8 protein-coding genes are annotated in these 12,381 nt (G+C 48.3%); 5 read left to right on the forward strand and 3 right to left on the reverse strand.

The window, feature by feature from the left end; translation table 11 throughout:
* Together WBA89_RS24565 and WBA89_RS24570 are read right to left on the reverse strand one after the other, a co-directional pair.
* The coding region (locus WBA89_RS24565; RefSeq protein ID WP_424410110.1) for a nucleotidyltransferase domain-containing protein at positions 1-767 on the reverse strand (767 nt) is incomplete at its 3' end.
* Between the two features lie 4 nt (positions 768-771).
* A complete protein-coding gene (locus WBA89_RS24570; protein WP_424410112.1) occupies positions 772-981 on the reverse strand; it encodes a hypothetical protein in 210 nt (69 codons plus the stop codon).
* Positions 982-1,038: 57 nt separating this feature from the next.
* Here WBA89_RS24570 and WBA89_RS24575 point away from each other — a divergent pair, with 57 nt between their 5' ends.
* The 5 genes from WBA89_RS24575 (at position 1,039) to WBA89_RS24595 (ending at position 6,444) form a co-directional block, all read left to right on the forward strand.
* On the forward strand, positions 1,039-1,899 hold the full coding sequence (locus tag WBA89_RS24575) for a Tab2/Atab2 family RNA-binding protein (RefSeq protein ID WP_424410114.1): 861 nt from the start codon (positions 1,039-1,041) through the stop codon (positions 1,897-1,899).
* Between the two features lie 253 nt (positions 1,900-2,152).
* Positions 2,153-3,448, forward strand: coding sequence for a TldD/PmbA family protein (locus WBA89_RS24580; protein WP_424410115.1), 1,296 nt, complete (start codon positions 2,153-2,155; stop codon positions 3,446-3,448).
* Between the two features lie 76 nt (positions 3,449-3,524).
* Entirely contained in the window at positions 3,525-4,595 is a 1,071-nt protein-coding gene (locus WBA89_RS24585) for a GDSL-type esterase/lipase family protein (protein WP_424410117.1), read from the forward strand.
* Between the two features lie 17 nt (positions 4,596-4,612).
* Complete coding sequence (locus tag WBA89_RS24590) at positions 4,613-5,311, forward strand: haloacid dehalogenase type II (protein ID WP_424410119.1); 699 nt, start codon at positions 4,613-4,615, stop codon at positions 5,309-5,311.
* A gap of 59 nt (positions 5,312-5,370) precedes the next feature.
* A complete protein-coding gene (locus WBA89_RS24595; protein WP_424410121.1) occupies positions 5,371-6,444 on the forward strand; it encodes a tetratricopeptide repeat protein in 1,074 nt (357 codons plus the stop codon).
* Positions 6,445-7,107: 663 nt separating this feature from the next.
* Here WBA89_RS24595 and WBA89_RS24600 read toward each other — a convergent pair.
* Positions 7,108-12,258 (reverse strand): S8 family serine peptidase, encoded by a 5,151-nt coding sequence (locus tag WBA89_RS24600; RefSeq protein ID WP_424410123.1) that lies wholly within the window; start codon positions 12,256-12,258, stop codon positions 7,108-7,110.
* Positions 12,259-12,381 lie beyond the last annotated feature (123 nt).

Here is a 12,381-nt window from a genome sequence, read left to right on the forward strand (position 1 = left end):
TTTGGATGGTTTTGCATCAGCTTTTCTGCAAGCGGTAAGGTTTCGGCAAAAATCGCCTCTGCTGTTTGGTGTTTTGCTGCTAAATCTTCTAGATTGGTAATGCAGAAAAGCGGTGCGGTGCGATCGACTATTTGGGGCGGAAAATCGCGACTAAAATATTTGAGTTGAAAGTCGTATCTGTGGGGACGGTAAATCATGCCCAACAGTTCGATTAAGGGTAGAAGCGTCCAATTGTGATAGTTGCCGATCGCATCTACTAAATGTTCGCGATAAATCTCTTTTTTTACCAGAGGTTGCAGCAAATCGAAACGGATTTTTATTTCGTTGAATCTGGCTTGCATTTGGGCAAAATGCTGGTTTGTATCCAAATGAGCGGGTACAATTATATTAGCTTTGTCAAAGGCGATCGGGACTTTTCCGTGTCTCTCGATTTCGAGAAATTCGTTGGGGCTGCTGCGCCGGAAAACGGCAAAATCAATTAGCAAGAATTGCGGGGTTTCTTTCAGCCTCCAGAAGCACTGCGATTGACCGTGCCAAGCGGGTTCTGGAACTCGATACTTGAGTTCTATTTCGCTAATTTGTGCGAGGGCTTTTTCGACAATTTCAAAGGTTTCTTCGACGCAGTTATCTGCAACGACAACTGCAATGTCGATGTCTGACCATTCGTCGGTGTATCCGTGGGCTGCTGAACCTCCTTGCCACAAAGCTAAAATAAAATCTAAAGGTTGTAAAGTTGAAACAATCTTTTCGAGAATGATTTGCCTCATGGAATCAAGCTATACTGTTGGTTTTCCCCTGGTTCCACAAGTTTAACAAATATTGCGGGTGGGGAGATTGCTGCGGCATAGTTGTGCTAGACGTTGCTAATGTGTCCGATTGTGTGCTGCGGAAAATTATAGGGGAAGCTGCAAGCGAGAGTGGCAATTTTTGGGAAAGTACGATCGCCCGCTGCGAGAAAATCAGTCTTAAACGATCGCTCATCAGAAACGAGTCCGCTGTCGGGTAGTATGAGAAAGGATTAATTTTTAACAGCGCGGCATGGCTACTATTTGGGAACTTGACTTTTACAGCCGTCCAATTATAGACGAGCGAGGAAAAAAGAAATGGGAAGTGTTGATTTGCGAAAGCCCGCTGAATGTAAGCGACAAGGCAGAATCTCTGTTTCGCTACTCGCAATTTTGCCCGAGTACAACCGTGAATTCCCTGTGGCTGGCTGGCGCGATTAAAGATGCGATCGCCGCAGCACCGAAACGCCCCGAAAAAATTCGCTTTTTCCGCCGCCAAATGGCAAACATGATTACCAAAGCCTGCGAGGAGTTGAATATTCCCGCAGCCTCCAGCCGCCGCACCCTCGCCCTTAACCTGTGGGTGGAAGAACGGATGCAAGACGTTTATCCCGCCGAACCGGGCTATCAACCGGTTGTGAACCCGAGCGTTCAATTTGTACCCGAAACGCCCGTGGCGCTGCCGGACGCTTTAATCGGCGAAAAATGGGCGTTTGTGAGTTTGCCGATCGCAGCTTTTGACGAAATGTCCGAGTGGGATATCGGATTTGGCGAAGCTTTCGGGCTACCGATGACAAAGCTGCCGCCTGAAACGCAAATTCCAGGGCTGATCGTCTATTCGTCGAGAGCAACAGCTTTGGCTGGTTGGATGTCGGGTTTGGAGTTGGCTTTTATCAAATTTGAGAGCGGCCCGCCAGCTAGGCTGGTATTAGATACGGGAGCTAACGATCGCTGGATTTTAGCTAATCTCAAAGACGCAGCAACTGAGAGGGAAGCAAAAGGATTTGAAGCAGCGAAAAAACAAGCAAAAAAAGTACATTTTTTAGCAATTCAGTCAAATCCACAATCGGAATCCTTCGCCGGATTTTGGCTGCTGCACGAACTAAGTCTTTAGTCAGTTGTTAGTGGTTAGTGGTTAGTTGTTAGTTGTTAGTGGTTGGTTGTTGGTTGTTAGTTGTTAGTTGTTAGTTGTTAGTGGAAATTAAGAATCGAAAATTGGAAATTTGCAACCAACAACCAATAACCAATAACAAATAACCAATAACAAATAACCAATAACCAATAACCAATAACCAATAACCAACTGCCAACCGCCAACTGCCAACCGCCAACTGCCAACCGCCAACTGCCAACTACCAACTACAAAAATGACCAATCACCAATCAGCAGAACAACTGCTAGAATTAGCAACCAAAGCAGGTGCCGAAGCTGCTGAGGTATTGGAATCGCAATCGCTCTCGCGGCCGGTATTTTTTGAAGCAAACCGCCTCAAACAGCTAGAAACCGCCCAAGCAGAAGGCATTGCTCTGCGGCTGTGGCGGGACGGGCGGCCGGGTTTGGCGGTGGCCTACGGGCCAGTGGAACCGCAGATTTTGGTCGATCGGGCGATCGCGCTTTCGCAACTAAACGAACCGGAAACGATCGAACTCGGCGCCGGTGAAAAAGTTGTTTATCCCGATCTCGGAGTGTCGGTGCCGGCTGGGCAGCTAGTAAACTGGGGAAAAGAGGCGATCGCGATCGTCCGCGAAGCCTATCCCGAAAGCCTCTGCACCGCCGAGCTCGACTGCGAAATCGAAAGCACCCGCTTGCTGAACACCCTAGGCTTGGATTGCAGCCACACCGACACCACCCTCAGCGGTTACTTGTCAGCAGAATTAGTGCGGGGCGAAGATTTCCTCAACATTTGGGAAGGCGAAACCGAACGCGGCACCCTCGACTTAAACACTAGCGCCAAGCGGGTTTTGCAGCGGTTGGAATGGGCGAAAGATAATGTTGCTCCCGCCACGGGGCGCGTGCCGGTGCTGTTTACAGCCAAAGCCGCCGATTTGCTGTGGGGGACTGTCTGTGCGGCGTTGAACGGCAAACAGGTACTAGAAGGCGCTTCGCCTTGGAGCGACAGGCTCGGCCAACAAGTGACATCGCCCCTTGTCACCCTTTCGCAGCAGCCGGATATCGGGCCCTATAGCTGTCCTTTTGACGACGAAGGCACTCCCACTCGGGCGATCGTCTTTATCAACAGCGGAGTATTGCAGCTATTTTATACCGATCGCACCACCGGTCGAGCCTTGGGCAGCGGCACCACCGGCAACGGATTTCGCCCCGGTTTGGGAAGCTATCCCACGCCGAGTTTGTTCAATGTTTTGATTAAACCAGGTTCCCTTTCATTAATCGACTTAATCGCTAAATTAGACGACGGAATTGTAGTCGATCAAACGCTCGGCGGCAGCGCCGGAATCTCCGGCGACTTTTCCATTAACGTCGATCTCGGCTACCGAGTCAAAAAAGGTCAAATAGTCGGCAGAATCAAAGATACAATGGTAGCAGGCAACGTCTACAGCGTCCTCAAACAATTAGTAGAATTGGGAGGAGACTCCGAGTGGAACGGTTCTTGCCACACACCATCTTTAATTGTAGACGGATTGTCAGTTATCGGCAAAAAATAAAGTCAGTTGGCAGTTGGCAGTTGGCAGTTGGCAGTTGGCAGTTGGCAGTTGGCAGTAGTCAGTTGTTAGTTGTTAGTTGTTAGTTGTTAGTTGTCATCAATCATCAGTTAACAGTCAACAGTTAACAGTCAACAGTCACCAATTCCCAATTCCCAATTCCCAATTCCCAATTCCCAATCCCCCACATAATATGCGTATTTGTTTTATCGGCGATTCTTTTGTAAACGGTACTTGCGATCCAAAATGTCTCGGTTGGACAGGACGGATTTGTGCGGCCGCTGGCGGACAAGGACGCGATATTACCTACTACAATTTAGGCATAAGGGGAGAAACCAGTACCGATATAGAAACTCGCTGGTTCAGCGAAGTTTCTTGCCGATTGCCTCACTACTGCGACGGCAGAATAGTATTTTCCTTTGGCGTCAACGACACTCACTTTGAAAACGAAAAAATTCGCATAGAAGTTGAAAAATCAATTGAAAATGCCCGCTATATTCTCGCGTCAGCCAAAAAACTATTGCCAGTATTAATGATAGGGCCGCCGCCAGTTATCGATGCCGATCGCACAAGCCGGATTGCCAACTTATCCGAACAGTTTTCTAAAGTTTGCAGCGAATTAGAAGTGCCTTATCTAGATGTTTGCACCCCGCTGCAAAAATCAGAAATTTGGCTGCAAGAACTTGCTCAAAATGACGGTTCTCATCCCCGTGCCCTCGGTTACGCTGAATTGGCTAAAATAGTTCACAATTGGGACGGTTGGAAAGCTTGGTTTAAAAATATCAATATGTCGGATGCAGAGACAGTAACGCTGTTCCGAGCCGTCGGTAAAAAAGAAATGGAACTGATTAAAGAAAGCGATTTTCTGGCATTTCCGCCGCGCTTATCCTTTCAGCCAATTTTTTATCCCGTACTGCACAAAGCCTACGCCGTACAAATCGCGCGAGATTGGAATACCAAAGATGCAGCATCGGGATATTTTGGCTATGTAACAAAGTTTCGAGTTTTGGCTGAATTCTTAAAAAAATATCCCGTGCAAACTGTCGGCAGTTCGATTCACCAAGAATATTGGATTCCGGCAGAAGAGTTGGCAGAATTCAATCGCAATATTGTCGGAAAAATTGAAATTATTGCTGAATATCAACCGTAGAAAAGGAGCGATGACAAGTGTTAGATTTCAATCAATTTGAAGTTGTAAGTTTTGACTGCTACGGCACTCTCATAGATTGGGAAAGGGGGATATTGCCAGTTTTAAAACAATTGCTATCAAGCCGCGAGATAGATTTGAGCGATGACGGAACTTTAGAGCTTTTTGCGGAATTTGAATCCGAACTAGAAAAGGATAAAAGCGATTATATCGAATACCGGAAAATTTTGCAAGAAATAGTGAAAAAAATCGGTCAAAAATTAAATTTTGAACCGACAGAAACAGAAGTCAAAACTTTGGCTGATTCCGTCAATAATTGGCAGCCATTCCCCGATACAGTTGCAGCCTTGTTAGGGCTTAAGCAAAAATATAAACTAGCGGTAATTTCCAATATTGATGACGATTTGTTTGCGGGTACTGCCAAACATTTAAAAGTTGAATTCGATTGGGTAATTACGGCGGAACAAGTACGATCGTACAAACCGTCAACTCGCAACTTTGAAATCGCCCTAGAAACAATGGGCATAGCACCGGAAAAACTCCTGCACGTCGCTCAAAGCCTGTATCACGACATTGTACCGGCCGCATCGATGGGAATCTCAACAGTTTGGGTAAATCGGCGGCACGACAAAACAGGATTTGGGGCGACACTGCCAGCCAGCGCCCAGCCAGATTTAGAAGTGCCGGATTTGAAAACGTTGGTGGAGGCGATCGGGTAAATAAACCGCAGATTGATGCCAAAATAGTTGTTTAAAATTGTAGAAATCTGGAGATTACCATGAATCACCAAAGATTGACGGGATTGTTGACGGGGTTAGTTGTTTCGATGACTCCAAGTTTGATAAATTGTCAACCCAGCTATGCGGGAAACAACAAAATTTTATGGGAAATTCCGAGCAGTCCAAATTTGAGTTTGTTGGCTTCATCAAGGGTGGATTTGGGAGTGCAGGTGGCGAGGGATCTTGTGGCGGCAGAACTCACAGCCGAGGATTTTTACAATCAGGCTGGGGATAAGTATGACAAAGGAGATTTTCGGGGTGCTATAGAGGATTACGATCGATCGATTCAGCTCGATCCTAATTATGTTGCTGCGTACATCGGCCGGGGTAATGCCCGCGATGATTCAGGAGATAAACAGGGTGCTATTGCCGATTACGATCGAGCGCTGAAACTTGACCCCAACAATGCCAGTGCTTACTACAACCGGGGTATTACCCGATCGAGGTTAGGAGACAGGCAGGGTGCTATTGCCGATTTCGATCGAGCGCTGAAAATTAACCCCAACAATGCCAGTGCTTACCAGAACCGGGGCATTACCCGATCGAGCTTAGGAGACAATCAAGGTGCTATTGCCGATTTCGATCGAGCCGTACAAATCAATCCCAACAATGCCAGTGTCTACAACGACCGGGGTAATGCTAACTATATATTAGGAAACAAGCAGGCTGCTCTCGCCGATTACGATCGAGCCTTGAAAATTAACCCCAACTATGCGGCAGCCTACACAAACCGGGGCAATGCCCGCGATGACTTAGGAGACAAACAAGGCGCTCTGGCCGATTACGACCAATCCCTAAAAATTGACCCCAACAATACCAGTGCGTACTACAATCGGGGTGTTACCCGATCGAGGTTAGGAGACAAGCAGGGCGCTATTGCCGACTACGATCGAGCCGTACAAATTAACCCCAACTATGCCCGCGCCTACTACAACCGGGGAGTTATCCGCTATGACTTAGGAGACAAGCAGGCTGCGGTACAAGATTTCCAAAAAGCCGCAGACTTGTTTCAACAACAAGGAAACACAGATAGCTACCAAAAAACATTAAATTTAATTCAAAAACTTCAATAAATCGATCTAGCCCCTCGGCTGGTGCGCGTTACCAAGTTCAGAGCTTTGAGGTTAGATATCTGCACCGGCAAAAATTATGCTTGTTTAACCTGACAGGATCTAAATTTAGTGCGATCGTTCAACTTGCACCGACTTAATCCTCTTTTCAACGGCTGGGAAAGCGCGATCGCCCCTAGGAACTTATACCAATTTTAAAAAAGAATGCAACAGTGTTCTTGTCCCCCCCCAAAGCATCGGGGGGGCTAGGGGGGGTCGAAGAGTGTTGCACGATTTTAGAAAAATGGTATTACCTAAAGGGCGATCGAGCCTTGTATCCCTTACAGCACAAAGAATTACAATTATAGTAGAGAGCGATCGCACCGCGCATTTATCGCAGAAAATCACTATACGAGCAATTGCCAAAATCAGAAAATACCCTGAAATCATCTGCGTCAATCGGTGTTGCATCTGTCCGATATCTGCGGTTTCTCTATCGAGATCCGACAGATGCAACTCAAGTCTACTTTAAGAGCGATCGCCCGCGACGCACCCATATCACAAAAATACTAAACTGGCAATTAAAACACCGTATCGATACAAAACAACGCAGATATTTTGTGACAATATCTGCGCCATTCTGCGTGCATCACCTGCGTGTATCAGCGGTAAACAATCCGCTCAAACCTAGATGAAAGTGAAATAAGGTAGATCGAGATTTAGATCCGTCACCCCTTGGACAGAAGCAATTAGATCGTCCGACTCACCGGGTTTTTTCAGGAAAATGCTAGTCACATTCCCCGAAACCGACAGCGAATAATTGTCCTTAACTCCCGAAAGGACGATCGCATCATCCGCAGAATTAAAATCACTAATCACAGCATTACCATCACCAGAGTAGTAAATTTTATCGCTATCACCCAGCAAGAAACGGTCATTACCAGCACCGCCAGTCAAAGTATCAAATTCACCGAATCCGGGATTAGTTGCGATCGGATCGATACCCGCTAAAGTATCATCGCCGTCGCCGCCGCTAACAGCATCATTACCGCTACCACCGAGCAAATAATCATTGCCCAACTGACCGAAAATGCTGTCATCTCCAGCATCGCCGCCGAGAGAATCGTCACCCTTACCGCCAAAGATTAGATCGTTACCGTCGCCTCCCAAAACAAAATCAAAGCCTTTATTGCCGTACAGCGAATCATTGCCGTTTGCGCCTAAAATGCGATCGTTGCCTTTACCTGCGTAAACAACATCATCGCCATTTCCACCATCGATAAAGTCATTGCCAGCATTGCCCAATAGCGAATCGTTACCGTCATCGCCGGCAATGTTGTCGTTGCCATCCAAACCGAAAAGTGTATCATTTCCAGTTAAACCGTTCAGTGCATCAGCTTGGGAACCGCCGTAATACAAATCGTTCAGCGGGCCGGTGCTGAAAGTCAAATCAACGGTAGTATTCGGAATCGGAATCGGAATGCTGGGCGTTAAAATTCGGGGGCCGCTAGGTGTTGGGGTAGTGGTGGGTGTAGGTGTGGGTGCGGGTAGAGGTATGGGTCGAGGTGGAGCAAAGCGAGAGAGAATAGAATTGCCCGACAAACCTCCCACATTTTCCACAAATCCACTACCGGGAAGACTGCTGGTTGCAGAATCGAAGAAATTGAGAATTTCGATATCATCTGCGGCGTTGATTTTACCGTCTTTGTTGATGTCTGCTAACAAGCTAGTACCGCTGCGGCCGACTCCAACCGTACCGGGACTGAGAGATAAAGCTGCGGTAACATCGGTGAGAACCAGGCTGTCAGTGCCGCTACCTGCTTGAATTTTGCTGCCGCCGGATTTTGTGGGATCGAGGATAAAGGTATCGTTGCCACCTCCACCGGTGAGGATGTCTGGGCCGCCGTTGCCGATTAAAGTTTCATCGCTGCTGCTGCCGACAATTGTATCGGCGAAGGCTGTACCGATGATGACTTCGATACCGTTGAGAGTATCAGTACCTTCGGCGATCGCAATTCCAGTCGCGAGATTGATATTGACGGGACTCGGCAGAGTAGCATAAGACACAGTATCGATACCGGCACCGCCGACAATACTATCATTGCCCAAACCGCCGTTAAGGGAATCATCACCATCGCCGCCGTCAAGAGTATCATTGTCTTCTCCGCCGAACAGAGAATCATTACCGGCACCACCTAACAAACTATCGTTACCATCACCGCCGTCGAGAGTATCGTTGCCATCTCCTCCATTGAGAATGTCATCCCCCTCATAGGCCCATAGACTGTCGTCACCGGCACCGCCTAACAAAGTATCGTTACCTTCGCCAGCGTCTAGAGTGTCGTTACCATCACCGCCGTCGAGATAGTCATTGCCAATCCCCGTACCGAGAATTACCGTACCTTCTGCGTCGGCAACCGTAATGAGTTCGTCGCCTTCCAACAAGTCATCGCCAGCATTGCCGAACAGCGAGTCATTGCCTTTATTGCCTTCGATCGTATCATTACCGGCCAATCCGTCGATGTTGTCATCGCCACTGCCACCTGGAAGGAAATCAGGGCCCGGGGTTGCTTTCAGCGGGAAACTCTTGAGAATCGCGTCCCCTGAAAGGTTGCCGACTGTTTCGATAAAACCATCTCCTTTTTCAAGATTTGGTTCACCAAAGAAGTCAAAAATCAACAAGTCGTCAGCAGGTACAAATATCCCGTCTTTGTTGAGGTCAATTTGCAAGTCGGTATCGAATTCGCCGCCCCGCGTGACGCCTGCCGTACCGGCGGCCAAGCCGATCGCCAGCGTCACACCATTGAGCGTTAGACTATCGATGCCACTATCATCAGCAATAATGCTGCCCCCTGCAGAAGTAGAATTTAACACGTAGAAGTCATTGCCAGTTCCGCCAAATAGGCTGTCTACACCGCCACCGCCTTCTAGCGTATCGTTGCCGTCATCTCCGTAGAGTTCGTCGTTTCCAAGGCCGCCGTTGATACTGTCATTATCCGCACCGCCACTGAGTTCGTCATTGCCCTCACCGCCAGTTAAGGTATCGTTGCCGTCACCGCCATCTGCAACATCGTTGCCAATATCCCCAGAAATAGAGTCATTACCTTCGTCGCCAAACAAAAAGTCATCGCCGGCATCTCCGGTGATGGTGTCGGCACCGTTTCCGCCGTTAACTTCGTCATCGCCGTCGCCACCGGAAAGCAAATTATTGCCTAATCCATCTTCGAGAAAGTCATTTCCCTCACCACCAAAGAGGCTGTCATTTCCGGCACCACCATCTAAGTAATCATCTCCGGTATTGCCGAGGAGGGAGTCGTTGCCATCTTCACCGAAAACTTCATCGTCACTTGCCAGGGCATCAATGGTGTCGTTTTGCGGACTACCTTCGATTTCGTCTGGGTTGGGAGTTCCCAATATTATCCCCGGAGTCGGAGTCGGAGTTGTTGGAGTCGGAGTTGTCGGAGTCGGAGTTGTTGGAGTTGGTACAGTAATTACATTGTTCCCTGACGAGGCTGGGGGAACGCTCAGAATGTCAGCGCCAAGCAGGTTGCCGACGTTTTGGAATTTGCCGCTAGTAGGCAAGAAAAAGTCTTCAACGGTCAAATCTTCGCGCGATTTGAACTGGCCGTCTTTATTGAGGTCGATCTGCAAATTGTTGCCTTGTTTGGCAATCCCGTTCTGGCCTGCTGCGAGGGTTTTTGTCAGGGTGGCGTTGTTGAGGATTAAATTATTGGCGACACCACCAACATTTTTAATTCTGCTGCCTGCGGCTGTCGAGGCATCGAGGATGTAAGTAGTGTCTCCGATACCTCCCACTAGGGAATCGCTACCGCCACCACCGATCAGGGTGTCGCCGGCACCAACGGCAACGAGGGTGTCGTTGCCACGGCCACCGGAGAGGGTGTTGGCTGCTTCGTTGCCGACTATTGAGTCATTTCCTTCGCCGGCGAAGGCATTTTCGATGATGCTGCCAGTGGCGATGGTGAGCTTTTGAGGAGCGAGTTTTTCGCTTGTAACTGTGCGGCCTGGTAGGTCACTGGTTGAACCGGGCGCTAGGTTGATAATAACGTCGTCAGTGATGGCCGCAACGTTGATGATGTCATTGCCATCGTTAGTGTCGGTGAGAGTTTTGCGGGCAGTATCGGTGAAACTTGCGAACTCGTTGGTGTAGATGTAGGTGTTGTCGGTAATGATGTCATCGCCGTACAACCGTAAAGTTGCGCCTTTGAGTTTGCCGATATTGTTGCCGGTATTTTTTGGGTCGTTGGTGGCGCTATTATCTGAAATGTTCAGCGTCCAATCGCCAAGGCCAGTTTCTCCCCAGTTGCGGGAACTGCTGAAGGTAAAGTCAATGGTTGTGCCTTTGAAACCGTTATCCGTTTTCTTTTCACCTACCTCGGTGTAGTAAGGGGCGCGATCGAGCATGATACTCTCGGTTTTGTCGGGAGATGTCAGCTTAACTACTAAGTCTTGAAATTGACCGTGATCAATATTCAAGTTTAGTTCGAGCTTGTCAATGTTGATGCCTTGATTAATTTTGAAGGTTTGATTGATCCCTGCGGGGTTATTGTCAGGGATATCTACCCCCGATTCTGGCAGGGTCAACTGGGCAATTTGAACTTTCTCATTTGCCGCAGTTGCTGCTTCATTTTTGGCAGTTCCCGATCGCAATTGCCAAGTTTCTGCCAAACGTACTGCTGCTGTGGCATCGACTAACCCGAAGCCGTAGTCGTGATTGACGTGCAGTCCGCCGCCGTTCCAGTTTTTCGCACCATTGAATGCCCAAGTATCTTTGGGAATTTTCCCAGATACATAATTATCGCTCTCAACTTCTTGATTGTTGGGGTCGTTTTTGCGGGCTGAGTAAGCCAGGATTTCCTGAACGTCGCGGTAGCCGAGTTTGGGATTGGCTTGCAAGATTAAAGCGACAACGCCCGAAACCATTGGCGTTGCTGAGGATGTGCCGTTAAAGCTGTTGGTGTAGTTGGTGTCTTTAAAATTCGGGGTGTTCTCTGGGTTGTAGCCGTCACCGCCGGTACGATCGACCGTGGCAATCGTTGCTGCATCGTCACCGAAAGCCGAAACGAGAAGGGGCGCGCCGGGATTGCTGTATGAGGCAACAACTCCCTGATTATTGATCGCAGCTACGGCAATTACATAGCGGCTGTTCTCGTCATTGGCTGAGTTGACATTTCTCCCCCGCTGTGCTGCTGCTAGATTTGGGTCTGGGTTAACTTCTGTGCGTTCGTTTCCTCCGGCCCAGACAAATACCGTACCCAATTTGTTGCGGCCTTCTGTGGCAGCGTCTGCGATATAATTTCGAGAGTTTCCGTAATTACCACTTGAAGGTTCAAAGTGACCGCTGCCGCCCCAGCTATTGCTGGAAACGTCAAATTGATTTTGTGCTTGCAAACTGCCAAGAGCCCTATTGTTACCCGAACTATCGTTGGTAAATTTAAAACTGGCGATCGTTGCTTCGTAAGCAATTCCCACTGTACCGAGGTTGTTTTTGTTAGCTGCAATAATTCCCGCTGCTGAAGTACCGTGAGCACCATCTTCACCTGGCTTCTCTGGCAACTGGTCCGTATCTACCACATCCCGCTTAATGAAGTTCAATTTAAAATCTTCATGGTTGCCGTCGGTACCATCATCAATGACACCTACTTTGATGCCCTTACCCGTGTAGAAAGGCCACAAAGGCAATACATTTAAGTCAATGCCGGGATTTGACGTAATTGTCTTCCCCCCGATGTTTGTCTGCCCGCTGTTGAACAGCCACCACTGATCCTTAGCTAGGGTATTTGTTAAGTCGTCTGGCAATCTGAATTTATTGGTCACAACAAGCCTCACACTAGAATTTTCTGAACTGCTACGGGCATGGGGAGAGGTCGATCGCACTTATTCGCTTAGACTGGCGATCGATACCCGCATCCCCATCCTATAGATTTTAATATTTATAGT

It is taken from the genome of Microcoleus sp., assembly GCF_049646505.1.
Lineage (GTDB): Bacteria > Cyanobacteriota > Cyanobacteriia > Cyanobacteriales > Microcoleaceae > Microcoleus.